This window comes from Aquitalea sp. LB_tupeE, from assembly GCF_013391415.1.
Classification (GTDB): domain Bacteria; phylum Pseudomonadota; class Gammaproteobacteria; order Burkholderiales; family Chromobacteriaceae; genus Aquitalea.
The window spans coordinates 255,776-271,624 of record NZ_JACAXB010000013.1; the positions used below are offsets into that span (position 1 = coordinate 255,776).

Below are 15,849 nucleotides of genomic sequence, written 5' to 3' on the forward strand. Positions count from 1 at the left end.
GCCGTCGCCCCACTTTTACCCACTTCACCCCACTTTCCGCCACTATAAGAAAGAACTGCACCACGGTCAACATCGCTTGGTGCTAATTCACCTTTTGCGACAATGACTTAGCGGCACGGTGAAAATGTGCTTTCCGTGTCAAATCAGTGAGTTAATCAGCACTGTCAAAGTGAGCTATGAACTGGAATGGTGCAGGAAGGCAACACAATGATTTTTAATGACAAGAACATCAGACAGCTTGCGATGCTTGCGCAGCACCTGAAAGAAAAGCTTGAAAAAGAAAAAACGGAACGGCATGCACTGCGCATGCCGCTCCGCTTGTTGAAGCTGCAAGGCCTTGATCAGGCCAGTTTCTGCTTCAGGATTTCCTGCACCTGGGCCGGATTGGCCTTGCCCTTGGAAGCTTTCATCACCTGACCGGCCAAGGCGTTCAGTGCCTTTTCCTTGCCTGCGCGGAATTCTTCCACCGCCTTGGGATTGGCCGCAATGGCTTCTTCCACCATTTTTTCGATGGCCCCCACATCCGACACCTGTTTCAGGCCGTCACGCTCGATGATGGCATCAGCAGACAAGTCGCTATCCCACAAGGCATCAAACACCTGCTTGGCCAGCTTGCTGGACAGGGTGTTGTCGGCAATGCGCTGGATCAGGCCGGTCAGGCGTTCGGCCGAGATCGGGCAGTCGCCAATATCCTTGCCTTCGCGGTTCAGGCGGGCAGCGATTTCGCCGTTCACCCAGTTGGCGGCCAGCTTGCCCTGACCGGAGGCCTGGGCAACGGCTTCGAAATATTCCGCCGTGGCGCGACTGCCGGTCAGCAGGGCCGCGTCGTAGGCCGACACGCCGAAGGCTTCGACAAAGCGTGCCTTCATGGCGCTGGGCAGTTCCGGCATTTCGCTGCGGATGCGGGCGATCTGCTCGTCGCTGATGCGCACCGGCAGCAGGTCCGGATCGGGGAAGTAGCGGTAGTCGTGCGCGTCTTCCTTGCTGCGCATCATGCGGGTTTCGCCGCTGTCCGGGTCGAACAGCACGGTAGCCTGTTCCACGCGGCCGCCATCTTCCAGGGTGTCGATCTGCCACTGGATTTCATACTTGATGGCCTGCTCCAGGAAGCGGAAGGAGTTCAGGTTCTTGATTTCGCGGCGGGTGCCGAATTCCTGCTGACCGAACGGGCGTACCGAGACGTTGGCGTCCACGCGGAAGCTGCCTTCCTGCATGTTGCCGTCGCAAATGCCCAGCCACATCACCAGGCTGTGCAGGGCGCGGGCATAGGCCACGGCTTCTTCCGGCGAACGCATGTCCGGTTCGGACACCACTTCCAGCAGCGGAGTACCGGCGCGGTTAAGGTCGATACCGGTCATGCCGCTGAAGTCTTCATGTAGCGATTTGCCGGCATCTTCTTCCATATGGGCGCGGGTCAGTTTGACCAGTTTTTCTTCCTCGCCCACCAGAATCGGCAATACACCGCCTTCAACAATCGGCAGCTCCATCTGGCTGATCTGATAGCCCTTGGGCAGGTCGGGGTAGAAGTAGTTTTTGCGCGCAAATACGTTCTTCTGATTGATCTTGGAGCCCAGCGCCAGGCCCAGGCGGATGGCTTTTTCCACCACGGCCTTGTTCATCACCGGCAATACGCCGGGAAAAGCCAGTTCCACGGCCGAAGCCTGGGTGTTGGGCTCGGCACCAAAGGCGGTGCTGGTGCCGGAAAAAATCTTGGTAGCGGTGTTGAGCTGCACATGCACCTCAAGACCGATGACGACTTCCCATTTCATCGCGGAGAAATCCTTTTGCTATGCCGACAGGGGCGGACGCAGCGCCACCCCTGTTCGGCCTTGATTACAGGGCGGGAGCGCGGGTGTGCCAGTCGGTAGCCAACTGGAACTGGTGCGCCACATTCAGCATTTTTGCTTCGCCAAAATAATTGCCGATGATCTGCAGACCTACCGGGCGGCCCTGGCGGTCGAAACCGGCCGGTACGCTCATGCCAGGCAGGCCGGCCAGGTTGACCGACAGGGTGTAGATGTCGGACAGGTACATCTGCACCGGATCGCCGGATTTCTCACCGATATTGAAGGCAGCAGTCGGTGCCACCGGCCCCAGGATCACGTCGCACTGTGCAAACGCGGCGGTGAAGTCGTTGGCGATCAGGCGGCGAATTTTCTGCGCTTTCAGGTAGTAGGCATCGTAATAGCCATGCGACAGCACATAACTGCCCACCAGAATGCGGCGCTTGACCTCGGCACCAAAACCTTCGGCACGGGTCTTCTCGTACATGTCCACCAGGTCTTTGTAATCTGCCGCACGGTGGCCGTAACGCACGCCGTCGTAACGTGACAGGTTGGTGGAGGCCTCGGCCGGTGCAATCACGTAGTAGGCCGGGATGGACAGCTCGGTATTGGGCAGGCTGATGTCCACCACCTGCGCGCCCTGCTTTTTCAGCTCGGCCACGGCGTCTTCAATCACCTTGGCCACGTCGGCATCCAGGCCGTCGGCAAAGTACTCGCGCGGCAGACCCACGCGCAAACCGGCCAGCGGCTGGTTCAGATCGCGGGTGTAGTCTTCGCGGGCACGTTCCAGGCTGGTGGAGTCACGCTCGTCGAAACCGGCCATCACGTTCAGCATCAGTGCGCAGTCTTCGGCGGTCTGGGCAATCGGGCCGCCCTGATCCAGCGAGGAGGCATAAGCCACCATGCCGTAGCGCGATACCACGCCATAAGTGGGCTTGATGCCGGTCACGCCACAGTGACTGGCCGGCTGGCGGATGGAACCGCCGGTGTCGGTGGCGGTGGCCACCGGCGTCAGGCGTGCAGCGACAGCAGCAGCGGAACCACCGGACGAGCCGCCAGGAATGGCGTTCAGGTCCCACGGGTTTTTCACGGCACCGTAGTAGCTGTTTTCGTTGGACGAGCCCATGGCAAATTCGTCCATGTTAGCGCGGCCCAGCGTGATGAGGCCGGCGGCATTGCACTGCTCCACCACATGGGCGCTGTAGGGCGAGATGAAGTTGTCCAGCATCTTCGAGCCACAGCTGGTTTTCCAGCCCTGCTGACAGAAGATGTCCTTGTGGACCATGGGCACGCCGGTGAGCAGGCCGGCATTGCCAGCCGTACGGGCAGCGTCAGCCGCCGCCGCGTCAGCCAGGGTGCGGGCGCGGTCCACGGTGATGAAGGCGTTCAGCTGCGGGTTCAGCGCCTCGATGCGGTCGAGGTATTGCGTGGCCAATTCCACGCTCGACACCGCGCCCGCCGCCAGTTGTTGCGACAGTTGCTTGAGGGTGGCGTTCGTCATTTTGTCTTGATATCCGGTTAAGCTGGGATCGGGGAGCAGAGCAACCCGGCCTGTGGGACGGGTTTCGCTGTTCGGAAAAAAGCGATTCCTAAATGGGAACCATCCGAACAGCGAAGGCTCTGAAACTCACTCGATAACCTTGGGAACGAGGAACAAGCCCTTTTCCACCTGCGGAGCAATGGCCTGGAAGGCCTCTCGCTGGTTGGTCTGGGTCACGATGTCTTCACGCAGGCGCAGGCTGACATCCTGTGGATGCGCCATCGGTTCGATGCCATCGGTGTTGACGGCCTGCATCTTCTCGATCAGGCCAAAAATATTGTTAAGCTGGTTGCCAACCGCGACGATTTCTTCATCGCTTACGTTGATGCGGGCAAGCTTGGCAATCCGCGCGACATCCTGGTGCGTCAGAGACATGGCGTCCTCGTTAAAACCTTTAATATTTCAAGCTTTATAGGGTATCATAAGGGGTTTGATTCTCCCAAGATCGACGTCACACATCGCCGCAGGAAAGACGCAGCTGACAACAGGGTTTTCTGTCTGTCATGTCTGTTGTTCATTTCCGTGCTGCAATGCAACAATGATGTCCCCGGAACGCCGCCGTCCGCTGCCTCAGGCCTGCGCCGCGACGGGCCCCGGGAAGCCAAGCCCATGCTAAGAATTTGCCGGACGCGCATCGCGCCCGACTGACGGAAACTGAACCAGGACCGCCCAATGTTTCGTTCGCTCACCGGATACTTCTCCAACGACCTTGCCATCGACCTTGGCACGGCCAACACCCTCATTTACATGCGTGGCAAGGGCATCGTGCTTGACGAGCCGTCGGTGGTCGCCATTCACAGCGACGCGCCCACCAACAAGAAATCCATCCTGGCCGTGGGCCTGGAAGCCAAGAAGATGCTGGGCCGTACGCCAGGTTCCATCCAGGCTATCCGCCCGATGAAGGACGGCGTGATTGCCGACTTCACCGTGACCGAACAGATGCTCAAGCAGTTCATCAAGAAGGTGAACCCCAACCGTTTCTTTGCTGCCAGCCCGCGCATCGTGATTTGCGTACCCTGCGGTTCCACCCAGGTGGAACGCAAGGCCATCCGTGACTCCGCCCTGGCTGCCGGTGCGCGCCGTGTCGAGCTGATCGAAGAGCCGATGGCCGCCGCCATCGGTGCCGGCCTGCCGGTAGAGGAGCCGACCGGTTCCATGGTGGTGGACATCGGTGGCGGTACCACCGAAGTAGGCGTGATTTCGCTGGGTGGCGTGGTGTACTCCAACTCGGTACGTGTTGGTGGTGACAAGTTTGACGAAGCCATCATCAATTACATCCGCCGCAACTACGGCATGCTGATTGGCGAAACCACCGCCGAAGAAATCAAGAAGACCATCGGCTCGGCCTTCCCCGGTGCCGAGGTGCGTGAAATGGAAGTCAAGGGCCGCAACCTGGCCGAAGGCATTCCGCGTGCCTTCACCGTGTCGTCCAATGAAATCCTGGAAGCACTGACCGAACCCCTGAACCAGATCGTTTCCGCGGTGAAGATCGCGCTGGAACAGACCCCGCCGGAACTGGGTGCCGACATTGCCGACAAGGGCATGGTACTGACCGGTGGTGGTGCGCTGCTGAAGGACATCGACCGCCTGCTGGCCGAAGAAACCGGCCTGCCGGTGTTCGTGGCCGAAGAGCCGCTGACCTGCGTGGTACGCGGTTCGGGCAAGGCGCTGGAAAAAATGGACAAGATCGGCACCATTTTCACCAACGTTCCCTGATTGTTGCCTAAACGGAGTTGCTGCCGCCCCGTCAAGGGGTGGCATACCGCCTGATGGACTTCGCCAACACCCCCAGCTTTTTCCGCTCCGGGCCCAAGCCCGGCACGCGCCTGTTCCTGTGCGCGCTGGCCTCCATCGCACTACTGGTGGGCGACAGCCGTTACGGACTGATGGAACAGGCCCGCGATGGCATGTCCCTGGTGCTCTACCCCTTGCAGCGGGTGGTCAACATGCCGCTGGGCATGGTGCGGCATTTCGGCGACTACTTTACTGCCCAGGCCGATCTGAAAAACGAAAATGACCAGCTGCGCACTCGCCAGCTGGAAATGTCCGCCCGACTGGCCAGGCTGGAAACCGTGGAACGGGAGCTGAACGAACTGCGTCAGCTCAACAGCATCAAGGCCACGCGTACGGATGCCCCGCAGCTGGCCGAAACGCTGTATACCGGCCGTGACCCTTTTTCTTACAAGATCATCATCGACAAGGGTGCCGACGCCAATTTGCAGCCGGGACAACCGGTGGTGGATGCGCACGGCCTGCTGGGACAGATTACCCGCGTACAGCCGCTGACAGCGGAAGTCACGCTGATTATCGACAAGAATCAGATGGTACCGGTGATGATTGCCCGTACCGGCGAGCGCGCCATCTTGTACGGCTATGGTGGCGGCGTGGAAATCCGCTACCTGCCCTTACACGCCGACGTGCGTGAAGGCGACAGCATTGTCACCTCCGGCATTGACGGCCTGTATCAGGAAGGCACGCCGGTAGCGCGGGTGAGCAAGGTAGAACGCAATGCCGGCGCGGCATTCAGCCGTATCACCACCGAGCCGCTGGCCGGTGTGCAGCAAACGCGCTATGTGCTGGTATTGCAGCAAAAGGGCCAGACACCACCACGCCCGGCCGAACCGGTCGTACCTGTGAAAAAGACCAAGGGCAAGAAGCCCGCCGATTCGGAGTAAGCATGTCGTTCGACCGCCCTAAGGAATTGCTCAAGCCGGTCAAGCGCCGCTTTATTTTCATGACCTTTCTGCTGGCTGTGCTGGTGGAAATGGTGCCGCTGCCGCATGGCTCCACCCGCTGGCTGCCCGACTTCATCAGCCTGGTGCTGCTGTACTGGGTGATCAACCAGCCGCGCCGGGTCAATGTGGGCCTGGCCTTCCTGATGGGGCTGGTGGCCGACATTGCCACTGCCGGCATGCTGGGCCAGCACGCGCTGGCCTATTCGGTGACTGCCTATCTGGCGCTTAGCCGTCAACGCCAGCTGATCATGTTCAACCTGGGCCAGCAGGCCTTGAGTGTGCTGGCGCTGATGCTGTGCAATCAGAGCATCATGGTGGTGGCGCGCATGCTGACCGGCGCGGCCTTTGTCGGCTGGAGCTATTTCCTGCCGCCCCTGATCGGGGCCCTGTTGTGGCCGCTGCTGACCAAGCTGCTGCTGTTGCCTTACCGTCATCACTCGGTGTAAGTCGTGCGCCCTACCCGTTTCAAGAACCCGCAGGCTGAAGATGGCCAGTTCCAGCTTCGGCTGATTGTGGCTTATGGCTTCATGCTGCTGATGTTCTGCCTGCTGATCGCCCGTTTTGTCTGGCTGCAGGTATACCAGTACGAGCACTTTTCCACGCTGGCGCAGAACAACCGCATCTCGCTGCTGCCCATCCTGCCCAACCGCGGTCTGATCATGGACCGCAACGGCGTCATCCTGGCGCAGAATTATTCGGCTTATACGCTGGAGCTGGTGCCCAGCAAGATGCCGGACATGAACGCCACCATTGCCGAGCTCTCCAAGCTGGTCAACATCACTCCGCGTGATGAAAAGCTGTTCAAGAAGCTGCTGGGCGAATCCAAGGATTTCGAATCCATTCCGCTCAAGGTGAAGCTGACCGAGGAAGAAGCCGCCCGCGTGGCGGCCAATGCCTGGCGCTTTCCCGGCGTACAGGTGAAGGCGCGCCTGTTCCGCGACTACCCGTACAAGGAACTCACCAGCCATGTGCTGGGCTATATCGGCCGCATCAACCAGAAAGACCAGGAGCGGCTGGACGACGAAGATAAAGGTACCAATTACAAAGGCACCAATTACATCGGCAAGACCGGTCTGGAAGCGGTGTACGAAGATGATCTGCACGGTCAGGTGGGCTTTGAAGAAGTGGAAACCGACTCCGGCGGCCGTGCCATCCGCAGCCTGCGCCGCACCCCGCCAGTCAATGGCAACAACCTGAAACTGGCACTGGATATCCGCCTGCAAGAGGTTGCCGACAAGCTATTCGGCAACCGTCGTGGCGCGCTGGTGGCCATCGACCCGCAAACCGGTGGTGTACTGGCCTTCCTGTCCAAGCCGGGCTTCGACCCCAATCTGTTCATCGATGGCATCGATAGCCAAAGCTGGGCGGCGCTGAACAACGACTGGCAAAAGCCGATGATCAACCGTGCGCTGCGCGGTACCTATCCGCCCGGCTCCACCTTCAAGCCCTTCATGGCCATGGCGGCACTGGAAACCCACTCCATCGGCATGCATGATGTACGCCCGGCACCGGCGTTCTTTACCCTGCCCGGCTCGAGTCACCAGTTCCGCGACAGTAACAAGAACGGCAATGGCTCGGCCAATCTGGCCAAGGCTATCCAGGTATCCAGCGATACCTTCTTCTACAAACTGGCCTGGGACATGGGCATCGACAAGATTGCCCCCACTGTGGGCCAGTTTGGCCTGGGCCGTCCCACCGGCATCGACCTGGACGGCGAAGCCAGCGGCGTATTGCCCACCAAGGAATGGAAAGCCAAACGTTTTGCCCGTTACAAGGAAGAGTTCCGCCGCTGGTATCCGGCCGACGTGGTGAGTATCGGCATCGGCCAGGGTTTTAACTCCTACACCCCGCTGCAAATGGCGAATGGCATCGCCACGCTGGCCAATGACGGCGTGGCGTACAAACCGCACCTGGTGCAGGAAGTGGTGGATGCGCGCAGTGGCAAGAGCCGACTGATTGCCGCCAAGCCCGACCATGTGCTGCCGTTCAAGCAGGAAAACTTTGAATACGTGAAAGCCGCCATGCAGTCGGTGCTCAAACCTGGCGGCACCGCCTGGCGTCTTGGTGTGGGCCTGCCTTATACCATGGCGGGCAAGACCGGGACGGCGCAGGTGGTGGCCATCAAGCAAGGTGCCAAGTACAACGCCTCGGCCCTGGCCGAGCAATACCGCGACCACTCCTGGTTTGTCGCCTTTGCCCCGGTGGACAAGCCGCGCATTGCCGTGGCCATCATCGTGGAAAACGCCGGTTTCGGCGCGGCTGCGGCTGCACCGATCGCGCGTGGCCTGTTCGACTACTACATCACCGGCAAGGTGCCGGGCTCCATCAGCGGAGACCTGAAAACCGTGCCACTGGATACTGCCGATGACGCTGCAGCCGCATCTGATTAAACGCCTGTGGCTGGCCATCAAGGCCCCGCTGGATGGCCCGCTGATGCTGTTTCTGGGCCTGATCTTCGCCCTGAGCCTGGTGGTGCTGTACTCCGCCAACAACCAGGGGCTGGACAAGATAGACAACAAGCTGGTCTACACGCTGTTGTCACTCACCATCATGTGGTTGCTGGCCCGCAGTCGCCCGCAAAGCATCATGAACTTTGCCCCGCCCATCTACGGCATCGGCGTAGTACTGCTGCTGGCGGTGCATTTCAAGGGCGTTACCGTAAACGGTTCCACCCGCTGGCTGGAGCTGGGCATCACCCGTATCCAGCCGTCGGAAATCATGAAGATTGCCCTGCCGATGATGCTGGCCTGGTTCTTCCAGAAATACGAACTATCGATGCGCTGGTGGCATTACCTGGTGGCGGCAGTGATGATAGCCATTCCCTGTGCGCTGGTGCTGAAACAGCCTGACCTTGGCACCACCATGCTGATTGCGGCCTCCGGCTTCTTTGTACTGTTTTTTGTCGGCCTGCCATGGAAGGTGATTCTGGGCGGGATGGTGGCAGCAGGCGCCAGCATGCCGGTGGTGTGGAACATGTTGCACGACTACCAGCGCCGCCGGGTGATGACCATGATAGACCCGATGGAAGACCCGCTGGGTGCCGGTTATCACATCATCCAGTCCATGATCGCCATCGGCTCTGGCGGCCCCTGGGGCAAGGGCTGGCTCAATGGCACCCAGACGCATCTGGACTACATTCCGGAGCGCACCACCGACTTCATCTTTGCCGTGTATTCCGAGGAATTCGGCCTGGTGGGCAATATCGTGCTGGTGATTCTTTACACTCTGGTGCTCAGCCGCGCGATGATGATTACCGCCGGGGCGCAAACCCTGTATGGCCGCGCCATGGCCGGGGCCATCACCCTGTCCTTCTTTGTCTATGCCTTCGTCAATATGGGCATGGTGGCGGGCATCCTGCCGGTGGTGGGCGTGCCGCTGCCCTTTGTTTCCTATGGCGGCACCGCTACCGTCACCCTGTTTGTCGGCATGGGCATGCTGATGAGCATAGGCAATGCCCGGCGTTAAGTTGTCGCCAGACCGTCCATAACGGTCTGGCCGTCACCCGGTCTTTGGAAATCAGGGCCAAGGCGCGCCCACCCAGACTGTACAGCCAGCGGGGGTTTGGTCAGCGGGTCTTACAGCCCCAGCCCCCAGCGCCACACGCCATACACCACAAAGCTGACCACAATCGCCAGCAAGGTCTTGCCGCTCTTCCACGCCACCAGCGCCGCCACGATGATGCCTGGCAGATAGGCATTGTGCAGGCTGATATCCACCGTACCCGCCGGTGCCAGCGCCATCGGCACCACCAGTGCCGACAATACGGCGGCCGGCACATAATGCAGCGCGCGGTTCAGCCAGTCCGGAAAAGCCAGCCGCTGGCCGAATACCAGAAAACTGGCGCGAATCAATACAGTCAGCAGCATCATGCCGCCAATGGCAAGCCAGTGATTCATGCTGTCTGCTCCTTGTCCTTTTGCCACTGTTCCAGCAACAGGCCGGTGGTCACACCCACCACGGCCGCCAGCATCAGGTCCAGCTTGTAGGGCAGACCGCGCGCCAGCATGGCCACCGCACTGGCAGCCAGTGCCGCACCCAGCGCCGGGCGATGCTTGAGCTGCGGCGCCACGATGGCAGCAAAGGTTGCCCCCATGGCAAAGTCCAGCCCCAAGGTGGCCAGACCGGGCAAGGACTGCCCCAGGCTCACCCCCACCATGGTCCAGAACAACCAGTTGCCATACATGGCCAGTGACGATGCCAGCCAGTACCACTGGCCACCATCCGTGCCCTTGGTGCGAAAGCGGTGCTCCACCACGGCAAAGGTTTCATCGGTCAGCCAGAAAGCCAGCGGCCAGCGCCAGCGCAAGGGCCAGTCACGGGCATAGGGCAGCAAGGTGGCGCTGTACAGCGCATGACGCAGGTTGACTACAAAGGTGGTGAGCCACAACACCGGCAAGGCAGTGCCGGCACCGATCAGGCTGACGCCGATGAACTGGGAAGAACCGGCAAACACCAGCACCGACATGCCAAGCGCAGTGGCCGGGGACAAACCGGCCGCAATGGCCAGCGTACCGAAAATCACCCCGAACGGGGCTGCCCCCACCAGCATGGGCACGGTATCGCGCGCGCCTTCCAGCAACAGCGCACGGCGGTTGAGGGCATGCATCATGATGCCTCCCGCGGGCCGGGCCATACCGCGCGCAGGCTGTCCCCATGCAGGCTCATGTTGGCCCCTTCTGTGGCACGCACCGGCAAGTGGCGGTGATCGAAATCATCCAGGCAATGAATGTTCACGCCGTAGTGATCCGGCATCGCACGCTTGCGATGGAAGGTGTAGATACCGCAGTGCTGACAAAAGAAATGGCGGGCAATGCCGGTATTCCAGCGGTACTCGCTCAGCGCATCGCTACCGGACAGGATCTCCAGCTGGCTTTCATGCACCCGTGTCATCAGCGCATTCTTTTTCACACACAGCGAACAATCACAGGTAGTCAGTTCTTCGGGTTCGGCATGCAGACGAAAGCGCACTGCGCCGCAATGACAGGAGCCGGTATAAGACATGGGCAGGGAATCATGATTGGGAACAGTCCTACCCTACCATGCCAATTGCTTGCCAGCTTGAACGATCTTGCGCTCAGCGCCGCAGGCTGCGCTGATAGGCTGCCGGGGTAATGCCCAGCGCCTGACGGAAAATGCGGGTGAGGTGTGGCTGGTCGGCAAAGCCCAGTGCCTGCGCGGCTGTCGCCGGGCTATGACCGCCAGCCAGCATTTGCCGGGCGCGTACCACGCGCAACTGATTGCGCCAGGCGACCGGCGGCAAACCCAGATGCCGGGAAAACTGCCGGTTCAGTTGCCAGGGCGACAGGCCCACAGCCGCCGCCAGGGTGGCCAGCGACAGATTGTCCGCCAGGCAGTCGGCCAGCATTTGCCGGGCCCGTTCCACCGCCTGTGGCCAGGGACGCTGTGGCCGCTCGGCAATCTGCATATGGCGTAATACCACCTGGCTGAACACGGCATACAGGGCTGATTCGCGCTGCAAGGTGTCCTGACTGTCACGCAGCAGGGCATGCAGCTGGTTCAGTTGCGCGGCCAGCTGCGGGTCCAGCACCACGGTTTCGCGAAAATAAGGCATAGCAGTCGACTGACCACTGATTTCAGCCGCCAGCTGGCCAATCAGGCTGGCGGAGGGGTAAAAGCCGCGATAAGCCCAGCCTTGCTGGTGCGCGCACTCGCCAGTATGGACTTCACCGGGGTTCATCAACACCAGCGCCCCCACCCCGGCAATATGGTTGCCCCCGCGGTGGCGGTAAGCCTGCGCGCCGGCCAGCAAGGCATTCACCACATATTCTTCGTGAAAATGCGGTGCAAATACCTGTTCGCGGTAAAAGGCATCCAGGCATTCCAGCGGCGCGATGTCATCGGCGCGGAAGAAACGGGAAAATTCGTGCTTGGAGTGGGGCATGGCAGCGGGCGGGACAAACAATGTCGCTTGCATTCTGGCATAGCCCCGGACAGAAAACTTGAACGATCTTGCTCAGGAGCCGGCCATGAAGGTACGGATGCCGGAGCCGACAAACTGCACGCCAACGCAGATCAGCAAGAAGCCCATCAGCCGGGTAGTCACCTCGCGGCCGCCACGGCCCAGCCGGGCGGAAATCATGGCCGAGGAGCGCAGCACCAGCCACATGCCCAGACTGGTGGCGGCAATGGCGACAAAGGTCATGCCGAAGGCCAGCGTCTTGGCCGTCCAGCCGGACAATTCGGCAATTTCGGTGGAAATGCCGATCACCACTGCGATGGTTCCCGGACCGCTGATGCCCGGCATGGCCAAGGGGAAGAAGGCATAGTCTTCACGCTCGCCGGTTTTGGGTGCCATGCCCGGGTCCTGCGACAAAAACAGCATGCGATAACCCAGCACCGCCACCACCAGCCCACCGGCAATACGCAGCGCACCATAGGAAATGCCAAAAGCCGCCATGATGAGGTTACCGGCCAGCAGGCTGACCAGCATGATGCAGGCGGCAAACAGGCAGGCACGACGCGCCTGGTTGGCCCGCCCGGCTTCGCTCATGTCCTGGGTCAGCGAAATGAACAGCGGAATCTTGGACAGCGGGTTGGTAATGGTGATCAGACTGAGCAGACCACCAAACAGGAACTTCAGCGACAGGGTTTCCAGCATGATGACAAAACAATTAAATATAAGTCGCCGATTATAATGATCTGCCGGGCAAATGATAGCCCGATGTCGTGTCAGCCCTGGTGCGATGTCGCATCCCCTGCGGACTGGCTGCGGCACTTTGTCGCAGGTGGCACGGTCTGAACTGTGCTAATTTGCCCGCAACCCAATACAGGAGAACCTCATGTCCCTTTCCCGTTTGTTTACCTTGCTCGCCGGCCTCATGCTGGCGGCAACCGTTTCTGCCCACGGTTTCAAACTGGGCGCACTGGAACTGGGCCATCCCTGGAGTCGGGCCATGCCGGAAGCCAGCCCCACCGGCGCGGCCTACCTGAGCATCAAGAACACCGGCAAGCAGGCCGATACCCTGCTATCCGCCAGCACCCCGCGGGCAGACAAGGCCGAGCTGCACGTGCACATCAACGACAATGGCGTGATGCGCATGCGTGAAGTCAGCGGTGGCGTAGCCGTGGCGGCTGGCAGTGAGGTGAAATTTGCCCCCGGCGGCTATCACATCATGCTGATGGGCCTGAAGCAGCCGCTCAAGGCTGGCGACCATTTCCCGCTGACACTGAAATTTGCCAAGGCAGGCAGCATCACGGTAGAGGTGCAAGTGGAAAAAGACATGCCCGCCGAGATGGATCACAGCGGCCATTGACCACGCACTGCCAATACCAGCAAGGATGTAGTGTTGCCATGCAAAACCAGCCGGCCAACCAGTGAAATTCACTACCAAGCTACTGATTTTCCTGGCCGAATCCGCCACCCGCCCGCAAAAGCGGGCATTTTTCTGCCCGACGTTGCGCCGATGTGACATCGTGCAATGCAGCATCCGCTACTTGTTAGAGTATTCGCTTTACCGTTGCACCAAGCTTGGGCAAACTGGCGTCCGGAAATTGAGTTGAACAACGCTCTGTACTGCTCAGTCCGCCGGTTACCCTAACAGTAGTAAGCGCCAAGTCTGCACCAAGGAAGAGTCAACACGATGGAGGAGCGGACCTTGCTCAGCGAGGCCCGTCAAATAAATAGATCGACTCAGGGAACCGGCGGATTTTTCCTCATTCTGCGTTATGCTATCCGGCATTCTTTCTTTGCCAGCCAGCCATGACCGCCACCTCGCACTCCCCCTCTGCATTACCCCGAATCAGCATCGAATACTGCACCGGTTGCCGCTGGATGTTGCGTGCCGCCTGGATGGCACAGGAACTGCTCACCACCTTTGAAAAAGAACTGGCCGAAGTGGCCTTGCGTCCCGGCACTGGCGGTGTGTTCCGTGTCTGTGTGGATAGCGAGCAAATCTGGGACCGCAAGCAAGATGGCGGCTTCCCGGACATCAAGCAACTGAAGCAGCTGGTACGCGACCGGGTGGCACCGGACAAGTCACTGGGCCACAGCGAGCGCGCTGCCGACTGATAGCCGCTGCATGACCGGTCAACGCAAGATCATCCATGTCGATTGCGACTGCTTTTATGCCGCCATCGAAATGCGCGACAACCCGGCGCTGCGTGATATCCCGCTGGCGGTGGGCGGGCAGCCGGACAGCCGCGGGGTCATTGCCACCTGCAACTACATTGCCCGCCGCTTTGGCGTACACAGCGCCATGCCATCGGCGCGCGCGCTACGCCTGTGTCCGCAATTGCTGATCCTGCCGCCGGACATGGCGCGTTACCGCGCAGCCAGCCAGCAGATCATGGCCATCTATGAGCGCTACACCCCGCTGATCGAGCCGCTGTCGCTGGATGAGGCCTATCTGGACGTCAGCACCCAGCCCTACGAACAAGGCAGTGCCACGTTGATGGCCGCAGCCATCCGCCGCCAGATTCAGGCTGAAGTGGGCATTACCGCCTCAGCCGGTATCGCCCCCAACAAGTTTCTGGCCAAGATTGCCAGCGACTGGAACAAACCGGACGGGCAGTTCGTGATTCGCCCGCAAGATGTCGACGCCTTTGTGCTGCAACTGCCAGTGGAAAAAATCCATGGGGTGGGCAAGGTGACGGCGGCGCATCTGAAAAAGCTGGGCATTCACCGCTGCAGCGATTTGCGCCAATGGGAAATGAGCGACCTGATGCGGCATTTCGGCCGCTTTGGTGAGCGACTATACGAGCTGGCCCGTGGCCGGGACGAGCGGCCGGTCAGCACCGACCGCAGCCGCAAATCCATCAGCGTGGAAGAAACCTATGCGCAAGACCTGCCGGACTTCTCCGCCTGCCTGGACAAGCTAGCCGAGCTGATGGCCAAGTTGCAGGGCCGCATTGCACGGGCAGGCAATCCGCCGTTCAAGGGTTTGAGTGTAAAACTGAAGTTTGCCGATTTCAGCCAGACCACGGCCGAGCATGTCGGCCAGCAGTTGAGCAGCGCCGCGTACACCGACTTGCTGGGCGTGGCATTTGCCCGCGGCAACAAACCGGTCCGGCTGGTAGGTGTGGGGGTAAGACTGGCCGACGAAGCCGACCAGCCACAGCAATTAGCGCTGTTTGAGGACAGTTGATTTTACTGCCTGGCTTCCAGCAAGGCCGCCCGCGCGGCAGCACTGTCCTGCCACATGCGGACCACACTGGCACGTTTGCCCAGCAAAGCCAGATATTCTTCAATGCCCGGAATGATGGTGGTGAGGTCCTCACCATAGACTTCGCGCGTAGACCAGGCCACCAGCGGCAATACACAAGCGGCGGAGATATCGGCAAAGCTGAAATATTCGCCAGCCAGCCACGGGCCGTACTGCACCAGACGTGACACGGCCAGCAGGCTGCGCTCGATGGCGGCCTTGGCCGTCGCCTTGCCGGCATCGTCCAGCGCGGCACCAAACAGCAGATGGCGGTACAAGGGGGCGGTTGCCGGCATCAGGTACAAGTCCAGCATGGTCATCAGCTCGCGCGCACAGGCGCGACCATTCGGAGTAGGCGGCAACAGCGCGGCGGTCGGGTAGGCATCTTCCAGCCATTCCAGAATCACGGTGGACTCGGACAGAGCATGGCCATTGATGTCGACATAGGGAATCTTGCCCATCGGGCTTTGTTCCAGCATGGCCGGTTCCTGCGAAGGGCGGGTCGGCACTTCCTGGAAGTTGACGCCTTTCTCCAGCAAGGCAATTTTCACCTTGTTGTAGTAGGCAGACAGCTGCACGCCGTAGAGCTTGATCATGCGGATTTCCTTGCGGGCCTGGCCCTGAAGTGA

General features: G+C 60.4%; 17 protein-coding genes. 8 read left to right on the top strand and 9 right to left on the bottom strand.

Going from position 1 to position 15,849, the window contains the following annotated elements; genetic code table 11:
- Window positions 1-341: 341 nt before the first annotated feature.
- From gatB to gatC, 3 genes are all read right to left on the bottom strand, one after another.
- Window positions 342-1,769 (bottom strand): Asp-tRNA(Asn)/Glu-tRNA(Gln) amidotransferase subunit GatB, encoded by a 1,428-nt coding sequence (gene gatB, locus HWX34_RS06545; RefSeq protein WP_062788752.1) that lies wholly within the window; start codon window positions 1,767-1,769, stop codon window positions 342-344.
- A gap of 64 nt (window positions 1,770-1,833) precedes the next feature.
- Complete coding sequence (gene gatA, locus HWX34_RS06550) at window positions 1,834-3,285, bottom strand: Asp-tRNA(Asn)/Glu-tRNA(Gln) amidotransferase subunit GatA (protein WP_178971484.1); 1,452 nt, start codon at window positions 3,283-3,285, stop codon at window positions 1,834-1,836.
- Window positions 3,286-3,411: 126 nt separating this feature from the next.
- Window positions 3,412-3,699: an Asp-tRNA(Asn)/Glu-tRNA(Gln) amidotransferase subunit GatC gene (gene gatC / locus HWX34_RS06555; RefSeq protein WP_045846500.1), complete on the bottom strand. Its 288-nt coding sequence runs from the start codon at window positions 3,697-3,699 to the stop codon at window positions 3,412-3,414.
- A 297-nt stretch (window positions 3,700-3,996) separates the two neighbouring features.
- Here gatC and HWX34_RS06560 point away from each other — a divergent pair, with 297 nt between their 5' ends.
- The 5 genes from HWX34_RS06560 to rodA are packed head-to-tail and all read left to right on the top strand — an operon-like array spanning window position 3,997 to window position 9,524.
- Window positions 3,997-5,040 carry a rod shape-determining protein gene (locus tag HWX34_RS06560; protein WP_045846501.1) on the top strand — a complete coding sequence of 348 codons (1,044 nt, stop codon included), beginning with the start codon at window positions 3,997-3,999 and terminating at the stop codon, window positions 5,038-5,040.
- Between the two features lie 53 nt (window positions 5,041-5,093).
- The gene (mreC, locus tag HWX34_RS06565; RefSeq protein WP_178971485.1) at window positions 5,094-5,999 is read left to right on the top strand and encodes a rod shape-determining protein MreC; all 906 of its coding nucleotides are present in this window, start codon (window positions 5,094-5,096) and stop codon (window positions 5,997-5,999) included.
- A 2-nt stretch (window positions 6,000-6,001) separates the two neighbouring features.
- Window positions 6,002-6,505 carry a rod shape-determining protein MreD gene (gene mreD / locus HWX34_RS06570; RefSeq protein ID WP_178971486.1) on the top strand — a complete coding sequence of 168 codons (504 nt, stop codon included), beginning with the start codon at window positions 6,002-6,004 and terminating at the stop codon, window positions 6,503-6,505.
- 3 nt (window positions 6,506-6,508) lie between these two features.
- Window positions 6,509-8,449: a penicillin-binding protein 2 gene (gene mrdA / locus HWX34_RS06575; protein ID WP_370459679.1), complete on the top strand. Its 1,941-nt coding sequence runs from the start codon at window positions 6,509-6,511 to the stop codon at window positions 8,447-8,449.
- The gene (gene rodA, locus HWX34_RS06580) at window positions 8,424-9,524 is read left to right on the top strand and encodes a rod shape-determining protein RodA (RefSeq protein ID WP_178971487.1); all 1,101 of its coding nucleotides are present in this window, start codon (window positions 8,424-8,426) and stop codon (window positions 9,522-9,524) included. Before mrdA ends, rodA begins: the two co-directional genes overlap by 26 nt.
- Window positions 9,525-9,634: 110 nt before the next feature.
- Here rodA and HWX34_RS06585 read toward each other — a convergent pair whose 3' ends face one another.
- The 5 genes from HWX34_RS06585 to HWX34_RS06605 all read right to left on the bottom strand — a co-directional run bounded on the left by HWX34_RS06585 (window position 9,635) and on the right by HWX34_RS06605 (window position 12,678).
- A complete protein-coding gene (locus HWX34_RS06585) occupies window positions 9,635-9,955 on the bottom strand; it encodes an AzlD domain-containing protein (RefSeq protein WP_178971488.1) in 321 nt (106 codons plus the stop codon).
- On the bottom strand, window positions 9,952-10,668 hold the full coding sequence (locus HWX34_RS06590) for an AzlC family ABC transporter permease (protein WP_255496593.1): 717 nt from the start codon (window positions 10,666-10,668) through the stop codon (window positions 9,952-9,954). Before HWX34_RS06590 ends, HWX34_RS06585 begins: the two co-directional genes overlap by 4 nt.
- Entirely contained in the window at window positions 10,665-11,060 is a 396-nt protein-coding gene (locus HWX34_RS06595) for a GFA family protein (RefSeq protein WP_178971489.1), read from the bottom strand. The genes HWX34_RS06590 and HWX34_RS06595 overlap by 4 nt, the downstream gene beginning before the upstream one ends.
- Before the next feature lie 73 nt (window positions 11,061-11,133).
- The gene (locus tag HWX34_RS06600; RefSeq protein WP_255496594.1) at window positions 11,134-11,994 is read right to left on the bottom strand and encodes an AraC family transcriptional regulator; all 861 of its coding nucleotides are present in this window, start codon (window positions 11,992-11,994) and stop codon (window positions 11,134-11,136) included.
- Window positions 11,995-12,033: 39 nt separating this feature from the next.
- Window positions 12,034-12,678: a MarC family NAAT transporter gene (locus tag HWX34_RS06605; RefSeq protein WP_089082951.1), complete on the bottom strand. Its 645-nt coding sequence runs from the start codon at window positions 12,676-12,678 to the stop codon at window positions 12,034-12,036.
- A 181-nt stretch (window positions 12,679-12,859) separates the two neighbouring features.
- Here HWX34_RS06605 and HWX34_RS06610 point away from each other — a divergent pair, with 181 nt between their 5' ends.
- From HWX34_RS06610 to dinB, 3 genes are all read left to right on the top strand, one after another.
- Window positions 12,860-13,333: a copper chaperone PCu(A)C gene (locus tag HWX34_RS06610; RefSeq protein WP_178971490.1), complete on the top strand. Its 474-nt coding sequence runs from the start codon at window positions 12,860-12,862 to the stop codon at window positions 13,331-13,333.
- 446 nt (window positions 13,334-13,779) lie between these two features.
- Window positions 13,780-14,088 (top strand): SelT/SelW/SelH family protein, encoded by a 309-nt coding sequence (locus HWX34_RS06615; RefSeq protein WP_178971491.1) that lies wholly within the window; start codon window positions 13,780-13,782, stop codon window positions 14,086-14,088.
- A 10-nt stretch (window positions 14,089-14,098) separates the two neighbouring features.
- Window positions 14,099-15,163, top strand: a complete 1,065-nt coding sequence (dinB, locus tag HWX34_RS06620; protein WP_178971492.1) for a DNA polymerase IV — start codon at window positions 14,099-14,101, stop codon at window positions 15,161-15,163.
- A gap of 2 nt (window positions 15,164-15,165) precedes the next feature.
- Here dinB and HWX34_RS06625 read toward each other — a convergent pair whose 3' ends face one another.
- On the bottom strand, window positions 15,166-15,816 hold the full coding sequence (locus HWX34_RS06625; RefSeq protein WP_178971493.1) for a glutathione S-transferase family protein: 651 nt from the start codon (window positions 15,814-15,816) through the stop codon (window positions 15,166-15,168).
- Window positions 15,817-15,849: the final 33 nt, after the last annotated feature.